A 17,188-nucleotide genomic window follows, 5' to 3' on the forward strand; every position below is an offset into this window, starting at 1 on the left:
GAATGGATAATGTAAAATGGATAATGGCTAACAGACAGGCAGTGCTACTGGTAATTAGAAATCAGTACTTGCAGAAAATGGTCTATTATTCATTGTTCATTGTTCATTGTTCATTCATACTTCTGGCCTGCGGTGAGCCGAAACAGGCCAAAAAGGTAGTTCCGTATAGCGGACCGATTGAAGAAATCAACGATGTAAAACTGCTGTATAGCGAGGGGGCGGTGGTAAAGGTTAAACTCACTACGGCGAAGCAGCTACGGTATGAAAACGAAAACCGGCGCTACCCCAAACCGGTCCATATCCTGTTTTATAACCCGGCCGGACAGGAGATAACGACCATCGATTCAGATTCCGGTCGTTATGACAAAGCCAAGGATATATACGTTGTGATGGGCCACGTGGTGGTCGTTAACAAGCAAAAGCAGGAAAAGCTGCTCACACCCGAGCTAACCTGGAATCCCGTTACCAAAAAAGTATACACCGATAAGGACGTATCCATCCTGAGCCAGCTGACGGGCGAAAAACTATACGGAACAGGGCTGGATGCCAATCAGGATTTCTCTAAATACGCCATCCGCAAGGTGAACGGGGTGTTCAACGTGCAGGGTGGTATATAAAATCCGGTTGGTTAACGTCACTTCATTGTGGCATTGCTCAACTCGGTTCGGCACTGCTCCAGCACGGGAGCAACCGATTTTACATCCGTCACCTTTTTCTCTCCTCCCCACTGATTGTAGATGTACGTAACCACCTCGGCTATCTCGAGGTCGCTGAGTTGCGGGTGGGCGGGCATAGGGCGGTTGTATTGTTTGCCATTGACCCTGATTTTACCCTGTTGCCCGTACCGGATCAGGCAAATGACCTTGTTCTTGTTGACCAGATAGTCCGACTTGGCAATGGGCGGGTACAGTGCCGCCAGTCCCTGGCCTTTGGTCTGATGGCAGTTGGCGCAGTTTCCTTTGTATACCAGAATGCCTTCTGTGATGTACCGTTCCCGTTTTATTTCTTCCTCACTCTGGCAGGAAACGAAGCAAACGCAAGCCAGGACGGCTAATAGACTGGGTAATATACTCATGATTTGGGTGCGGCCTGCTCAGCCAGTAGCCGATCCATGTCGGTCATTAATTTATCAACGCCCTCTTCGGTCGTGCCGTCGTAGATACCCCGTATGTGTTTGTCTTTATCGACCAGAATAAAGGCGCCACTATGAATAACGCCCCCCGGCGCGGTTGAATCGGCCTGCGCGGTTACCATATAGCTCTTCTGGCCGAGGTCATATATCTTGTCCCGGTCGCCCGTTACAAATAGCCATTGCCGACCGGTTACGCCCAGGTTTTGTGCGAACTCTTTGAGCACGGATACTGAATCGTGGGCGGGGTCGATGGTGTGCGAGAGCAACATCACATCCGGGTTTCCTTTAAACTTTTCGTACACCCGTTTCAACTGTACCTTCATTTTTGGACAGATGGTCGGGCAACTCGTAAAAAAGAAATCGGCTACATAGATTTTATTATCGAGGGTTTTGGCCGTAACGGTATCCCCGTACTGACTGACGAAGGCAAAGTCGGGAATGGTTTGATAGACTGAGTCCGTCACTTGCTTTCCGTCTACTGTTTTCGTTATGGCTTCGCGTTGTCCCAGAATCGGAAGTCTGTCGCTGCCCGCTCCGCCACAGGCCCACAACAGGGTCAGGAAGCCCGGGAGTATAAGCCATTGTTTATTTTTTGCCCAAAAACTGGCGGGCCTGCTCAATACTGGAGTTAACTTTTGTTTTAACATCGGTGATTATATCTTTTTGGGTAGTCAGGTAATACAAGGCTTGATCGGACGGTAACTTATCAAGCGTATCCCCATTGTATTGCGCCATCCAGTGGTTCATCAGGCTATCGGCAACGGTCAGGTTCTGACTCAACTGCATGGCCTGCGCTTTTTCCTCGTCTGTTCGTAAAACAGCCGCTGCCGAACCGCTGGCTTTCACGCTATCCAGCGAGGTAACGCGTTGATTAAGTTGTTTTTTCAGGTTAACAAGGTCACCCATTACTTTGGGCATGATTTCATCATGAATGGCGAAAACTTCATTTTCGGCGGCTTTTACCGAATCTTTACCTCCATTACAGGACCAGAAGGCCGTAGCAGCTGTGAATAAAAAAGCAATCGTTTTAGTTGTACTGTTCATAAACTGGAAAGGAATAGTAGTTTTTTAGAAAGAGGATGTACTGGTAATGCAGGTTCGACAGGAGAAAAGACGTAAGATAATAGCTGCCAACATCTTGCCTCTTTATTCTAACATGTCACGGTTCAAAACATTATTTTACCGTTGCCCGTTGTTTTATTATTTCGCGGGCGTTCTTTAACGCACTGGTCGATGGGTTTTTCCCGCCAATCATCTGGGCAATTTCACTGATTCGTTCATCGAGGGTTAGTTTCTTAATTCGGCTCACCGTTTTGTCGGCCGAGTGGTCTTTGTATACAAAGTAGTGCGCAGTTCCCTGTCCGGCAATCTGGTGGAGGTGAGTAATGGCAATAATCTGGTGGCTGTGTGCCATGTCATGCATCATATTTCCCATCTTGATCGCAATTTCACCCGACACCCCTGTATCAATCTCGTCGAAAATAATGGTGGGTAACGACCGCTTGCTGGCCAGGATGTACTTAATGGCCATCATCAGCCTTGAAAATTCACCCCCCGAAGCCACGGTTTTCAACTGCTGCGGCTTGATACCTTTGTTGGCACTAAACAAAAACTCAATCGTATCCACACCCGCCGGCATGGGTTTGGTTGTTTCGGCCTGAATTTTCAGCGATGCATTGGGCATGCCCAGGTCGTGCAGCAAAGCACCAAGTTCGTGTTCTATGGGCAAGAGGGCCGTTTGGCGGGAAACGGACAGGGCTTCGGCACTGGCCAGAAGTTTCGAGTAAGCTGCCGTCGTTTGCGCTTTGGCCGCATCCAGCGCATCGTCCAGATTCAGTACTTTACTTACCTTACTTTCCAGTTCATCCCGAAGAACCAACAAATCCTGTACAGAACTGGCCTGATGCTTGGTCTGTAACTGATAGATTAGGTTCAGCCGTTCGCGGATGGTTTCCACGCGGGCATCATCTACCTCCACGCGGTCCTGCTCACTACCGATTTCGTCGGCAATATCGCGCAGTTCGATCAGGCTACTCTGGGCGCGTTGATGCAGTTGTTCATACTGGCCCGACAGTTTGCTGATGTAAGCCAGATTGCTGAGCGTACCCTTTAAAAAGTCAATGACGGATTGCTCCGCATTATCCAGGTATTCGTACGCCAGCTGTAATCGTTCTTTAATGTCTTCGGCGTTCTCCAGTATCGTCAGTTCGTTCTCCAGTTGTTCCTGTTCGTCGGGTTGTAGCTGGGCTTTGGCTAATTCTTCGTACAGGAAATTATTATAATCGAACTCTTTTCGCATGGCCGTTGCTTCAGTCTGCAACTGGTCGTACCCCACTTTTTTTATTCGGTAATCCTGATAGTCTGTTCGGTAGGTATGCAGTAGATTTTCGTTCTGTGCGTATGTATCGACAATTTCCAGCTGGTATTCATTAGAGCCGAGCAGGACGGAGTCGTGCTGCGAGTGAATATCCATCAACTGGCTCGTGACGCGCCGGAGCGTTTCCAGATTGACGGGTGTATCATTCACAAACGCCCGGGATTTACCACTCACGCTAATCTCCCGGCGAACGATACACGTACTGGAATAATCTAGTTCTTCTTCGTCGAAAACCCGCTCTATGGCGTAGCCGGATACCCCAAAGGTGCCTTCGATAACACACTTTTTTTCCGGATTATAGAGGGCACGAGTGTCGGCGCGGTTGCCCAGCAACAACCCAATGGCACCCAAAATGATCGACTTCCCCGCACCCGTTTCGCCCGTTACGATATTGAGTTCGTGGTCGGGAGAAAGTTCGAGTTCGTCAATCAGCGCGTAATTTTTTATGAGTAAATGCGATAGCAAAATCAGTAAGCAATTAGCCGTGAAAAGGAAGTGTGTCAGCCATAACAGAGCGCTGACAAATAAAAACAAAATTACTCACTCTAACCGGCCGTTGGCCATTCACTGTATTAATTTTCGGTAGTTTTCAGTCTTGGCTGGGTCCAGATAGGAAAGTAAATCAAAGGCTTTCTGGCGTTCTGCCGATGTCCCTTCGAACAGGATGTTGTACAGTTCCTGCGATTTGGCATCAAAGAAGGAACTGATCAGCACCGAGTTTGGAAGCTGTAGCCCGATGGTTCGGATGGTGGTCAGCAAATTGAGTGTCTGTTTGCGCACCTGCACCGGATTAGCCGCAAAAATGTCCAGACCCAACCGGTGGTAGGCGTAAATACCATCCCGGAAGGGGATTAACTGCTGGTTTTGCAGGTTCTCGACGAGCCAGTACCGATTCCGCCGGTCGCCACTGGGTTGCCAGGATGCGTTCGGTGACCCCTGTTGCGCCAGGTTCGTGATGGAAAAAGCTTTCTGTATGAATGGGTTACCGCCCTGCTTGCTGAATGTATCGTAGTCAACTGCCATAATGACATTGGCATAATAGGCCAGCAGCGAGGTCAGGTCATCGGAAAACTGATTTTCCCGGAAATACACGGGTGTGGTGGGTAAATAGACGAAGTTGAAGGCGCGGTCCACGTAGCTGAACGTGGTGGTTTCATACCCCGTCCCGTACACCGGTCGTGATACGGTAATCTGGGCCGTCGCTTCAAAAACACCCTGCGCCAGGGATTTCACCAGGTTAATGTTCATGGCGCAGTTGATTCGTTCATTCACCGCAAACTGGTCGTTACTCCAGCGTCGGTTGTTCATGAACTCCGTGATGATTCCCTTCAACTGACTCACGTAGGCAAAGTCCGTTTTTTGTTGGGCAAATAACTGGTCGGAGTTGATCGTTACCTGGCAGTTCAACTCCTGAGCCTGGGCAACCCCACCCCAACAGACCAGGAAAATTAACATCTTTATTACATTCATGATGGATGAAGCTATGGGCTAATCCGAAAGGAGGGTTAGCCGTTGGTTAATCAATAGGGTGTACTAAGCCATCTTTGTCAACGATTTTTACCGGGCCTTTAGCGTATCGGCAATCAGATTCACCAAATCCCAGGCTATTTCATCTTTTGATTTCAAGGCAAATTCGTGACTTTGTTCGTCTTTATCAATAACCGTAATCTTGTTGGTATCGTGCCCGAAACCGGCTCCCGCATCACGCAATGAATTCAGAACAATCCAGTCCAGGTTTTTCGAATGAAGTTTCTTAACGGCGTTCGCGTGTTCGTTCTCCGTTTCGAGTGCAAAGCCCATCATCCACTGGCCGGGCTGTTTCCGGCTGCCCAGCGTAGCGGCAATATCGGTGGTTTTGGTTAGTTCAAGTGAAAAAACAGCGTCCTTCTTTTTTATCTTCTGGCTGGCTGGGTGAGCAGGCGTGTAATCGGCAACTGCTGCGCTGAGCACCACAATATCAGCCTGCGCAAAAACGGCCTCTGTTGCCAGAAACATGTCCTGTGCCGACAGTACCGGAATGCGTTTAACGGCGGGGTCGGGGAGGGGTAAGGCAGTGGGGCCACTTACCAGGGTAACGTGGGCGCCAGCCTTCGCAAAAGCACGGGCAATGGCATACCCCATTTTCCCGGTCGAATGGTTGCTGATGTAGCGAACCGGGTCAAGGGGTTCCTGCGTCGGCCCCGCCGTTATAAGCACCCGTTTGTTGAAAAGAAGGGAAAGGAAGGCATCGTTCTTTCCTGCTTTCTCCCCTTCTTCCCAGAATTTTTCCAGCGTTTGTACAATCGTTTCCGGCTCGGCCAGCCGACCTTCACCAATCAGGCCACTGGCCAGTTCGCCGTGTTCGGCCCGGATAATATGGTTACCAAAGGATTCGAGTCGACGCAGATTCTCAACCGTGCTGGGGTGGTGGTACATGTCGACATCCATAGCGGGCGCAAAAAATACGGGACACCGTGCCGACAGATACACGGCAGATAGCAGATTATCACACAGGCCGGTTGCGCACCGGGCCAACGTACGCGCTGAGGCAGGGGCTATGATAAGCGCATCGGCCCACAAACCTAATTCCACGTGGTTATTCCAGTTCCCGTTACCTGAGTTATCTGTAAAGGTCGATACTACGGGTCGCTTCGATAGGGTGGCCAGCGTCAGTGGGGTAATAAATGCCTGTGCCGACTCGGTCATGACAACCTGTATTTCGGCACCTGCTTTAATCAGAAGTCGCACCAGAAGGGCTGATTTATACGCCGAGATGCTACCGGTTACGCCCAGTAAAATTCGTTTACCCGCAATTGACATGATGTATACCGATGGCTCTATTGTTCGAAAATCTGGCTTGCGCGCCGAACTGTCTAAAAACGCCAAAACCGCACGGGTAGTCTTGCCGTGCGGTCGTGAAACGTGATAAATGAGCCAGCATTACGGCTGAGGCTCGTCGTTGTAACGCCAGTAAACCTTTCCTTCCAGAAACTCATCGGTCGCAATGGACGTGGGCTTTGGCATCCGTTCGTAGAACTTGGAAATCTCGATTTGCTCACGGTTTTCAAATACTTCTTCGAGGTTATCGACCGCCGAAACAAACTCCGATAGTTTGTTGCTGAGCTCCTCTTTGTTTTTAGAGGCAATCTGCCGGGCACGTTTCGAAATGATGGATACCGATTCGTACAGGTTGCCGGTCTTTTCCGCAATCTTATCGTTGTTGCGGGTGATAATCGATTGATTGGTTGCCATATTGTTGGTTTATCCTTTCTTATTTTCGGTTTGTAGTTGCGGTTTCCTGCCAGGACTAACCTCACCGGCGGACCGGTAGAAGTAGTTGGTGCGCGCCAACCAGAAACCTTACATTCACTTAATTTGCTGCCGTCACTTTTGCCGGCGGGTTCTTTAGTTTTTCTTTTTCCTTCTCGCGTTCCTGCTCCAGTTTGTCCAGACGATCTATCTCTTTCTGGCTGGTTTCAAACATCTTTTCTGACTGCTTCAAGTATTTGCTGTTCGGGAATTTGTCGATAAATGCCTGATGATAACTAATGGCATCCTGATAACGTTCCTTCTGTTTGGTTTCCAGACTATTCTGGGCCAGACTGAATTCGGCATCTACTTTCAGGTAGGCTAACTCTTCATTGTACTCAGAGTCGGGAAATTCACGCTGGAAATTATTGATGGAAATAACCGCCGATTTGTAGGTGGCAATATTAAAGCCACTGGTTTTGTAATAGAGTTTGGCTTTTTCGTAGGCTTTTCGCTCCAGCTTTTCCCTCAGTTCCTGAATTTGTTTGGTGGCATCGTCCCGGTATTTACTGTCCGGATAAATATTAATAAAATCCTGTAGGGCCGCGGTTGCCGTCAGGGTATTGGACTGGTCGAGGTTAAACGCGGGCGTATCTTTATACAGTGAGTAAGCGTACATGTACATGGCTTCCTGCGCGTAATCGGATCGGGCAAACGTTTCGTAAAACTTCTTGAACAGCGTAGCACTCAGCAGGTACTGACTTTGGCGAAACTGCGTGTAAGCGTAATAAAACTGGGCCATTTCTGACTCTGTGCTCCCCTTCAGAACGGGAATCAACTCCTCGAACAACAGACCTGCTTTATACCAGTCTCCTTTGTTATAGTACTGAACAGCACCTTTATACTTTTCTTCATCATTCCCGCTCTTCTGTAATTTCGAAAACGGACTACATGAACTCAGCAGGAACAGGAGCCAGGTTCCCAGCAGAAACTTACCAATATGATGGTGTTGCATATGTGTGCAAAGATACAAAAAAAATACAGGCTACATCGGTTAAAACGGCGATGTAGCCTGTCGTATTACCAAAAGCCGTTGTGCACAGCCTTATTTAGCGTATTTTAACAAAAAGGCCAGAAGTTACTGATGGCGAACGAGCAGCCGCTTTGTGGCTACTTTTTTACCGTCAATGGTCAACTGATACAGATAGTAACCCGTATCCAGTGGTCGGGTAACAATCCGAACCTTGTTGTTATTCCGATCCAGTTCTATCTGTTCATACCCTGAAACGGGAGTGCCCAGCACATTCAGCAACACCAGCTTCGCTTCGGACACGGAACCAGTGATCTGATAGTCCAGTTCAGCCACATCGTCGGCTGGATTGGGGTACGCATTGGAAACCCATAACTTGTCATTACTGAACAGTTTGCTGTCGGCCTTTCCTTCCGAAGCGGGTGCTGGGCGGGATTCTGCTGAGGCAACGGGAGCGTTGTCACCAGCCCCTGTCCGGGCGGCTGCCTTGGTACTGGAACGTGGTATCATCAACGACCGGTAATGTTCGTTGATGGCCGCGTTCTTATTGACAGTTATGGACCGGTCCAGTCCCGATGACAAAGCCGGATTGGCCACGATAGAAAACCGGCTGACTGGCAAATGAGTCGCGCTCGTTTTCGGTGAAGAAGCAGTTCGGCCCAGTTCCAGTCGGCTACCTTTCCGGCCATCCGAATCCCGCTGGGCGACCTGCGCCTGGAGGGGAATCGTTGCCATCAGCAAGCCCGATACTACACCAACAAGTATAATTTTTTTCATGAATGTCAATTACAGGTATACGACTCGTCAATACAAACCTATCCATCAAAAAAGACAATGTCAACGGGGCATTGCTTAAAAAATTGTTAAAAAGGTCATTTATTAACTTTTTGAACCAATTTTTGAGCCAAAGGTTTAATCGGACCCTTGTTTTTTACTGTTTTTTTTGCTTTTGGCTCCTCAGCCGGAGGAGTTTCCTGCCATAAGACCTGCCCTTTCGTTGGTTTTTCTGACTCGCGCCACCGAAATCCGTCGAGTTCCTGTGTCTCGCCGGTGAATTCCTTTGGTGGAATAAGCTGAGAATCCGGGTGCCCGTAAAATCGAATCCTGCCAACTTTATTGTCGTTGAATTCAATATTCATTCGGCTACATTCGACGTGGTTTAATCCAATCAATTTATTTTTCTCACTCAGGGCGTAATAAATGCTTTGTCCATTACCATCGACGAGTACCCGTTCGAGCGTTGTTTTTTCCTGAAGCCGTACGGTATCCGGGGGCACCATCTGGCTTTTTCTTTTCGATACGTCTTTCTTGGTGCTATTCGTTGCAGCCGACGGAACATTTTGCCGGGTAGTGGCTGTCATCATGGCCTGTTGACCATCTCTTTCGCTTTGTGTATTCGGCAAAAGCGTATCGGGATTGACGATTTTTGTGGTGAAATACGCCGTTACGGTACGCCCTTTTATCTGATTGAAATTTTTGAGTGTATCGAGCGAAATAACGAATGATTTTGTCTTCAGAAACATTGTATGAATTTTGTTGTTTTTGAGCAAAATTCGCATCGAATCGGCTTCCATCTGGTATTTATTCTGACTCCAGACGATGGGTTTTTTATAAAAATAAATGGTCGAATCTGCCGCGTCATAAATGAGTGAATCGCACTTGCTCTGCAAGTCAGATTTGTAGACAAATACGTTTTTTTGACCTACCAATTTACGCGTATTGGTGACCTTGTTATCGAAGGAAAATAACGTGTCGGCCCGTAAATAAAGGGTGTCTTTGGTGGCTTCGTTCGCAATGCTTTTGGCAACGGCGTGGCCTGTTACCCGCGAGATTCCGACCTTGCCATTATAACGCACATGGTCGCCGGTAATAACTACCTTTCTGTCTTTGGCAACCATAATAACATTACCCCGTGCAATACCCAGTTCGGATGGGTTATCGTAGTAAAGTGTATCGCCCGTGAGCCGGTATTTGGGCGTTTCGACCGTAGCCCGGCGTTCGAAATTGGAAATGCCCGTTGTGGTATTATACTGACCGGCAACGGCCGTAAGTACTCCATCTTTATTTTTAATACGCGTTGGCCCCTGGAAGGTGGCAATCCGGGTGAGCGAATTATACAGCAGCGAATCGGCCGTAAGTGTACCTTTGGGGTTCACTAATACAACGTTCTGACGGAAGGTGAATAATTTGGAACGCGTGTCATAGTACCCTTCCCGACTGGTCAGTACATTGTCTTTATCGACAATACGGCCCGGGGTAGGGTAGTGGGCAATGCCCGATAACATGTCGTAATCGAGCTGCCGGGTGGTCAGGGTCATTTTGCGGTCGCGCATGATTACATGACCCCGCATATTAGCCTGGCGGGAGTTACCGTAATAAAACATGGTGTCGCCCCGGATGTTGATGGTATCGCCCTGCACAAGCCGAACGTTGCCGTACGCTTCGATCACGTTGGTCGTTACGTTCTGGATGGCCAGATTACAATACATCAGGACTCCTTTATGGCGCAGACGAACGTTGTTGTACAGTTTACGGACAGACTCGCCCGGTACATTGAGCACAACCAGGCTATCGGCACCAAACAGTTCCACTTTATCATCGGTGCTGCCGGCTGCCGGAGACGCACCAAACTGGGCCATTACCTCATTGGATGTAACCAACAGGAAAAGACAGATAACGATAAATAAAGAGCGTACAGGCATACGATTCATAACAACAAAACTACGGCTTTGGGCCGATACCGGATGTTGGAACAGGATTTTTTAGCATTTATTAACGATAATCACCTGTTTGATACTACGAAGCGGGTGCTACTAGCAGTGAGCGGTGGGCTGGATTCCATAGTGATGGCCGAACTGGTTCACCGGATCAAACAGCCGTTTGCCATTGCCCACGTCAATTTTGGCCTGCGTGGTACCGACTCTGATGCGGATGCTCTCTTTGTTAAAAACAAGGCCGACGATTACGGGGTTCCATTTCACCTAACCCACTTCGATACGGCTGCACTGGCTGCTGCACGAAAAGTATCCATTCAGATGGTTGCCCGCGAACTTCGGTACAACTGGTTTGCCCAACTGATTCGGGAACAGGAGTATACCGGCGTAGCTACCGCGCATCACCTGAACGATGTGCTGGAAACAATGCTATTTAACCTGACGCGCGGCACCGGGCTGGCTGGTTTGCACGGTATTGCCCGTTATCAGGATGGGGTGGCGCGCCCACTCCTGTTTGCCACCCGTGCTCAACTGGCCGCGTTTGCCGACGAACAGGCATTGGCGTATCGGGAGGATAGTTCCAACGCCGATGATAAGTATGCCCGTAATCGAATTCGTCACCACGTAGTACCCGTACTGACGGAGCTTAATCCTGGCCTTTGGCAAACCCTGCCGCATACCCTTGAGCGACTGCGCGCTGCTGAAGTGCTCATGCAAACCGAACTAACCCGGTCCTGGCGCGAAACTACTGTGCAACAGGGCAGCCAAACGCTGCTGCCCGCAGCTACACTGAACGGTTTACCAGAACCGGCGTTTCGCCTGGCCGAATGGCTAAAGCCGTTCGGTTTCACAACCGATCAGGCCGGGAAGATGGTTGAATGCCTGACCAAACCGGCTGGTCAGCTATTTGCCTCGGCTACTCACCGGGTTATGCACGAGCGGGCTGGTTTGGTTCTCGAACTATTACCTGTGCCAGCCGATTACGAAATTTCCCTGCCCGACTGGTCCCAAACCCCTATACTTGTACCCGGGCGGTTTACGCTCACTGTTGACGTGATGCCCAGGCCCACTCGGTTTGAACTATCGGCAAACCGGGCCGTGGCGTATCTGGATGCTGATAAACTGCAATTGCCGTTAACTATTCGCCCCTGGCAGCAAGGCGACCGGATGCGGCCATTGGGCATGGGCGGGCATAAGCTGGTCAGTGATGTACTGAATGATCTGAAACTGAGCCGAATGGAACGGGAGCAGACCGCCGTAATGGTGTGCGGCCATGAGATAGCCTGGGTCATTGGCCTCAGGATTGATCACCGCTTTCGGATTACGTCCGAAACGAAACGAATTGCCCACTTTCGTTGTGATGCCTGGCAATCTGAACCAGTTTCCTGAAAAAAACAGTAAATTGAATTTTTACCGTAGTCGACCGTTAATTCTATAGCGTTGTAGTAGGCCGTTTGCTGGCTTTTATAAAGTTGGCATTCTATTTGTAGGGTTTCGGGCAGACCCAAGTTTTACCAACATTAGTAACACCATGAACCGAATTGTACGTGTCCTATTTCTCCTGGGACTTGCCTTCTGGAGTCTGAATGTTCAGGCACAAAGTGCGCGGCTACGAGCGGCTAACAAACAATTTGATAATCTTAGCTACGTAGGTGCGGTACGCGCTTATGAGGATTTTTTGCGGGTCGATAAAAAGAAAGACCCCGCCGAAACCCGCGAGGCTATGATTAAACTTGGGTACAGCTACCGTCGGTTAAATGACTTTCGTAATGCCGAGCGGGTTTATGGTGAGTTAGTAAAAGCATATACCGATCTGGATAGCGAAATCTACCTGTATTATGCACAGGCACTGGCGGCTAATAAAAAGTATCGGGAATCGCAGAAAATGTATAGTCAGTACGGCGAAAAACAAGGCCAGGACCTGCGCGGTCGCCGTTTTACCGTTTCGTACATGGACATGAACCGATTCTACCAGGATTCGTCATCCTACAAGTTGTACGACCTGCCGATTAACTCCCGGCAGGCAGATTTCAGTCCGATGTACTATAAGGGGGGGCTTGTGTTTGTGTCGGCCCGCGACGAATCCGGACCGGTAAAACGCGTATTCAGCTGGAACCAGACGCCTTTCCTTGACTTATACTTCCACCCCGATACCAACCAGTTACGGGTTCCCAACCCTGAACCGGTACGTGTCGTAAAATCCTCTGTGCTGGGCGGTGGGGGCGACGCGAAAACGGATGTGGCTGAGGGGGAAGCGGAGACTCCCCCCTTAACGAAGGCGGAGATTTTTAGCCGCACGCTGAACACCAAGTACCACGAAGGTCCGATGACCTTTACGAAAGATCAGAGTTTTATCGTCTTCACCCGCAACAACTCCAGCAAGGGTAAATCCGGCAAAAGCTCTGACGGCGTACGGAAACTGAAATTGTATTCTTCCGTGAATAAGGGCGGGAAATGGGTTGATATTCAGGAAGTGCCTTTCAACAGCAATGAGTACTCGGTGGGTCACCCGGCTTTCTCGGCCGATAATACTAAAATGTATTTTGTTTCGGATATGCCTGGCGGCTATGGCGGTACGGACATCTACGTAGTGGAGTACAACAATGGCCAGTGGGGAACGCCCGTGAATATGGGTAAAGAGATCAATACGGAAGGAAACGAGATGTTTCCCTTTGCGTCTGATGATGAAAGTCTTTACTTCTCCTCCGACGGGCATGAAGGCTTGGGGGGGCTGGATGTATTTGTGGCCGAACTGAAAGATGGCATTGCCTACCGGGGCGTTCAGAACGTTGGGGCACCGATCAACTCAGAAAAAGACGATTTCGGGTTCATTACCGATAAAAATCGTACGACCGGGTACGTGAGCAGTAACCGGAAAAAGGGTATCAGTGATGATGATATCTACTCGTTCCGGCGCGTGTGCAAGCAACTCAATGTGCTGGTGTTCGATGCGAAAACCAACACCCCGCTTGAGAACGCCGATGTCCGGATTCTGCGGAATGGTGTGAACCAGGAGATACGCCTGACGGATGTGCAGGGGAAGATGGACCTCTGCCTCGATTCCAATACGGAGTATGAATTTAAAGCCATCAAAGAAGGGTACGCGATGAACAGTATTCGCTTCTCTACCCTCACGCAATCACCCAAGCCGGTTATGAACGTGTCCATCTACCTCGAAAAGTCGGAGAATACGCTGGTGAAAGGGATTGTGAAAACGGAAGTTAACCAGAAACCGGCCACCGGCGTGAAGGTGACCCTGCGGAATGAGAAAGATAAATCGGAACAGACCGTAACGACCGGGCCGGATGGGGGGTATGAATTTGATGTGAAGCCCAACGCTCCGTACACGATTACCGCTCAAAAAGACCGTTACGCGACCAAGAAAACGCAGTTTAGCAAAACGAAGCGTAAGTCAAACATCGTTCCTGACTCGTTGGGACTGTATGGGGAAGGGGATATTTTCCAACTTAAGAATATCTATTATGACCTGAACAAGTTCTTCATCCGGGCCGATGCCGCCCGCGAACTCAATCATGTTGTGGATTTGCTGAAGGAGTATCCGCAAATGAAAATTGAGCTTCGCTCGCATACCGATGCCCGCTCCAGCGATGCCTACAATATCCGATTGTCGGAAAACCGGGCCAGGGCTGCTATGGACTATCTCGTATCGCGCGGTATCCCGGCCAGTCGGTTGTCGGCCAACGGGTATGGCGAATCCGAAATTATTAATGGTTGTGTCGATGGGGTAAATTGCTCGGAACACGAGCATCAGCAAAACCGCCGGACAGAATTCAAGATTTTAGCGGTGAAGTAAAAAACTGATTCTACCAGCAACTGGTTTCGCTGGCTAAAAAAGGGAGAGCGTTGTTCCAATCGGTACAACGCTCTTCTTGTATGCCTGATAGGCGTAAATCTAAAACTGGTTGCTGTTTCCATTTAACCGCAAAGAACGCTAAGCCAAATCCGCAAAGGTTTCGAAGAAATTAAGTCAGCCACTTAGTGCTCTCTGCGGTCAAGCCCAGGTACTCTGGAACTATGGGGAAATAAGTTTAAACCGGGTTCTATTTAAAACGTTATAACCCGCACCGTAACGGATAACTGCCCAACGTGGCGCATCGTATGTTCGGCCGAATGCGTCAGCAGGCCAATAACCGTAGAGGGGATATTGGCCCGACCTACCCCACGAACGTGGGTTAGTGTTTGTTCATCCGTACTACGGAGTTGGCTGATGGCGCTGTCAACTTGTTCCTCAAACCGCCGAACCAATTCCTGAGCGGTGTTATCCGTTTGGTCTGGCTTTCCTTCGGCTGCTAAAGCGGTCAACTGGTCTGGTGATAATGGTTCATGCCGTGCGTACGTAAACAGTCGGTCCAGCACACCCGTCAGGTGCTGCAAATGAAATCCGACGGATGCCACGTTGGCGGGGCGTTCCCAGAGTTTGTTCTCCGGAAAATCGCGCATCAACGTCACCACTTCCTCGCGTGCCTGCATCAGCGCATGAGCTATGGGTTGCAACAGGGGCGGAAAACCGGGTAGTGGGCCGCGCAGCCAGACTTCGCGGGTTTCGGTACTGGGGCTATTCATACGTTGACAGGTACAGGGTTGGAGATGTGGTTTTACGGCTTGAGAAACGAAGATAGATTGGCCTTCGTGACTAACTGGAACGGGATGAGGGTTTGTTTTTCGTAGGCTTCTCCTTTGGCCGCTTTGATGGCTGTTTCGATGGCTTTTGACCCCTGTTGCTCGGCATTCTGGAAAATGGTAGCATCCAGCGCGCCTTTCTTTACCCCCTGCAAGGCATCTGGAATGCCGTCGATACTGACAACGATGACCTTATCCTTCATACCCGCATCCGTTAGTGCTTTGGCTGCTCCCAGTCCCATTTCATCGTTGTGGGCAAAAACGGCATTGATCTGCGAACCGTAAGACTGAATCCAGTTTTCTGTCAGGGACATGGCCTTCGCCCGATCCCATTCACCGGTCTGGTGCGCCAGCAGTTTCAGGCCGGGGTACTGCTTCAATACCTCGCGGGCACCCTGTTCGCGTTTTATCTGGGCGGCCTGCCCCATGTACCCGTGGATCATCACCACGTTGCCTTTGCCATTCAGCTTGTCGGCAATGAACTTCATGGCCATCCGTCCTGATTCCACATCATCGGAGCCGACAAAAGCGGAGGGTTTGGCACTGGTTTCGGAGTTGACGTTGATGATGGGAATATTGGCGGCCAGGGCTTTCGCAACAGCGGGCGAACTGGCCTCTACTTCGCAGGGGTTCATGATGATAGCGTCTACCTTTTGGGCAATGAAGCTTTCTACCTGCTCCACCTGTTTCAGCGGGGAGTGTTCGGCATCGACGGTAATTAACTCAACACCATCGGCGGTCGCCTTTTTTTCTATCTCATCGTGTACATTCACGATAAATTCATTCTGCATACTAAGCATGGTGGCTCCTATCACGAGTTTTTTACTGCCTGCCCCGCCTTTTTCATCGGATGTTGACTGATTGCAACCCGTTAGCAGAAGAGCGATTAACAGAGCAGAACTGGAAAGTAGTGTACGAATAGGCTTCATGTGTTTGACAAACAGGATTAGTTAATTTTTGTTGGTTTGATTCATACTGTCCAGCACGACAGCCCCAATGATGATGGCACCCATCACTACCTCCTGATAATAGGAGGTTACATTAAGCAGGTCCAGCCCGTTGCTGATAACGCCGATGAGCAACGCGCCAAGCAGTGTTCCCGTCATGGTGCCCGTGCCGCCCGACGTGCTGGTGCCGCCAATGATGGCTGCGGCAATGGCATCCAGTTCAAAGCCCTGACCGGCATTGGGTTGCCCGGTGGTAATACGGGAGGTGAGCAAAATTCCGGCTAAGGCTGCCAGTAACCCGCCCAGGGTATACACGACAAGTTTGACCTTGCCGATGGGAATACCCGACGCTCTGGCGGCCTGTTCGTTCCCGCCAACGGCGTACATATACCGACCAATAACCGTCTTTTTCAGCAGGACTGAACAGCCGATAAACGCTACAATTAAGATAACGATAAGCGTCGGTACACCCAGGATTTTACCGCCCCCAATGAAGTTGAACGAATCGGACAGGTTGGATATGGGGCGACCCTTACTCAGAATCAGGGCCAGCCCCCGCCCGATGGTCATGGTGCCCAGCGTGACGATAAAGGGTGGAACGTGGCTGCGGGTGATGACAAAGCCGTTGAACGCCCCGAAGAGAAGCCCGGCCAGCAGACCAATCACGACTGGAACCACCACTGGGTAGGTGTCGGGATGAGCAAAGGACGCGGCCGCTACCCCCGTTACGGCTACCATAGACCCGATGGACAAGTCGATGCCGCCCGTGATGATGATAAAGGTAACGCCGAAAGCCAGTAATGCGTTGATAGACACCTGCGTGACAATAATCATCAGGTTTTGCACCGTAAAAAAACGGGGTGTTATCAGCGAGAGTGTCAGGCAAATGCCCAGGAAGGCAATCAGCAGGCCGTATTGACCCAGCCGCCCGAAGCGGGTTTTATAGGAAAGGGTAGTCTTAGAAGGAGAAGGGGGCAGGCCGTTTTTCATCTGGGTTTATAAAATCGCGTAGTCATTTGTGGTCATTTATTGGTAGTAAGTCGTCATTTATCGATAACTATTCGTCAGACAATAGTTGGGCCGATTACCTTTGACAAAGCTGATACTACAGTTGATTGA

At 49.8% G+C, this 17,188-nt stretch carries 16 protein-coding genes; 3 read left to right on the forward strand and 13 right to left on the reverse strand.

The window, feature by feature from the left end:
• Nucleotides 1-2 precede the first annotated feature (2 nt).
• Nucleotides 3-617: an LPS export ABC transporter periplasmic protein LptC gene (gene lptC, locus B157_RS0101605; protein WP_020601629.1), complete on the forward strand. Its 615-nt coding sequence runs from the start codon at nt 3-5 to the stop codon at nt 615-617.
• Nucleotides 618-634: 17 nt separating this feature from the next.
• Here lptC and B157_RS0101610 read toward each other — a convergent pair whose 3' ends face one another.
• From B157_RS0101610 to B157_RS0101655, 10 genes are all read right to left on the reverse strand, one after another.
• Complete coding sequence (locus B157_RS0101610; RefSeq protein WP_020601630.1) at nt 635-1,075, reverse strand: c-type cytochrome; 441 nt, start codon at nt 1,073-1,075, stop codon at nt 635-637.
• Nucleotides 1,072-1,683, reverse strand: coding sequence for an SCO family protein (locus B157_RS0101615; RefSeq protein WP_020601631.1), 612 nt, complete (start codon nt 1,681-1,683; stop codon nt 1,072-1,074). Before B157_RS0101615 ends, B157_RS0101610 begins: the two co-directional genes overlap by 4 nt.
• A 34-nt stretch (nt 1,684-1,717) precedes the next feature.
• Nucleotides 1,718-2,176, reverse strand: a complete 459-nt coding sequence (locus B157_RS0101620; protein WP_020601632.1) for a hypothetical protein — start codon at nt 2,174-2,176, stop codon at nt 1,718-1,720.
• 130 nt (nt 2,177-2,306) lie between these two features.
• Entirely contained in the window at nt 2,307-3,974 is a 1,668-nt protein-coding gene (gene recN / locus B157_RS0101625; protein ID WP_026308411.1) for a DNA repair protein RecN, read from the reverse strand.
• A gap of 99 nt (nt 3,975-4,073) precedes the next feature.
• Nucleotides 4,074-4,979, reverse strand: coding sequence for a type IX secretion system protein PorD (gene porD, locus B157_RS0101630; RefSeq protein WP_026308412.1), 906 nt, complete (start codon nt 4,977-4,979; stop codon nt 4,074-4,076).
• Between the two features lie 87 nt (nt 4,980-5,066).
• On the reverse strand, nt 5,067-6,308 hold the full coding sequence (coaBC, locus tag B157_RS0101635) for a bifunctional phosphopantothenoylcysteine decarboxylase/phosphopantothenate--cysteine ligase CoaBC (RefSeq protein WP_020601635.1): 1,242 nt from the start codon (nt 6,306-6,308) through the stop codon (nt 5,067-5,069).
• A gap of 120 nt (nt 6,309-6,428) precedes the next feature.
• A complete protein-coding gene (locus B157_RS0101640) occupies nt 6,429-6,740 on the reverse strand; it encodes a DNA-directed RNA polymerase subunit omega (RefSeq protein WP_020601636.1) in 312 nt (103 codons plus the stop codon).
• 118 nt (nt 6,741-6,858) lie between these two features.
• A complete protein-coding gene (locus B157_RS0101645; RefSeq protein ID WP_020601637.1) occupies nt 6,859-7,752 on the reverse strand; it encodes an outer membrane protein assembly factor BamD in 894 nt (297 codons plus the stop codon).
• A 123-nt stretch (nt 7,753-7,875) separates the two neighbouring features.
• The gene (locus B157_RS0101650; RefSeq protein ID WP_020601638.1) at nt 7,876-8,544 is read right to left on the reverse strand and encodes a T9SS type A sorting domain-containing protein; all 669 of its coding nucleotides are present in this window, start codon (nt 8,542-8,544) and stop codon (nt 7,876-7,878) included.
• Between the two features lie 95 nt (nt 8,545-8,639).
• The gene (locus B157_RS0101655) at nt 8,640-10,406 is read right to left on the reverse strand and encodes an OstA-like protein (protein WP_020601639.1); all 1,767 of its coding nucleotides are present in this window, start codon (nt 10,404-10,406) and stop codon (nt 8,640-8,642) included.
• Between the two features lie 105 nt (nt 10,407-10,511).
• Here B157_RS0101655 and tilS point away from each other — a divergent pair, with 105 nt between their 5' ends.
• Nucleotides 10,512-11,870 (forward strand): tRNA lysidine(34) synthetase TilS, encoded by a 1,359-nt coding sequence (gene tilS, locus B157_RS0101660; RefSeq protein ID WP_020601640.1) that lies wholly within the window; start codon nt 10,512-10,514, stop codon nt 11,868-11,870.
• A 142-nt stretch (nt 11,871-12,012) separates the two neighbouring features.
• Nucleotides 12,013-14,295: an OmpA family protein gene (locus B157_RS0101665; RefSeq protein ID WP_020601641.1), complete on the forward strand. Its 2,283-nt coding sequence runs from the start codon at nt 12,013-12,015 to the stop codon at nt 14,293-14,295.
• A 251-nt stretch (nt 14,296-14,546) separates the two neighbouring features.
• On the opposite strand, the gene B157_RS0101670 is transcribed toward B157_RS0101665, so the two are convergent.
• Genes B157_RS0101670 through B157_RS0101680 form a run of 3 tightly spaced genes read right to left on the reverse strand, consistent with a single transcriptional unit; the run spans nt 14,547 to nt 17,059 of the window.
• Nucleotides 14,547-15,065 (reverse strand): DinB family protein, encoded by a 519-nt coding sequence (locus tag B157_RS0101670; RefSeq protein WP_020601642.1) that lies wholly within the window; start codon nt 15,063-15,065, stop codon nt 14,547-14,549.
• A 32-nt stretch (nt 15,066-15,097) separates the two neighbouring features.
• On the reverse strand, nt 15,098-16,051 hold the full coding sequence (locus tag B157_RS0101675) for a sugar ABC transporter substrate-binding protein (RefSeq protein ID WP_020601643.1): 954 nt from the start codon (nt 16,049-16,051) through the stop codon (nt 15,098-15,100).
• Nucleotides 16,052-16,072: 21 nt separating this feature from the next.
• Nucleotides 16,073-17,059, reverse strand: a complete 987-nt coding sequence (locus B157_RS0101680) for an ABC transporter permease (RefSeq protein WP_020601644.1) — start codon at nt 17,057-17,059, stop codon at nt 16,073-16,075.
• Nucleotides 17,060-17,188: the final 129 nt, after the last annotated feature.

It is taken from the genome of Spirosoma spitsbergense DSM 19989, assembly GCF_000374085.1.
Classification (GTDB): Bacteria; Bacteroidota; Bacteroidia; order Cytophagales; family Spirosomataceae; genus Spirosoma; species Spirosoma spitsbergense.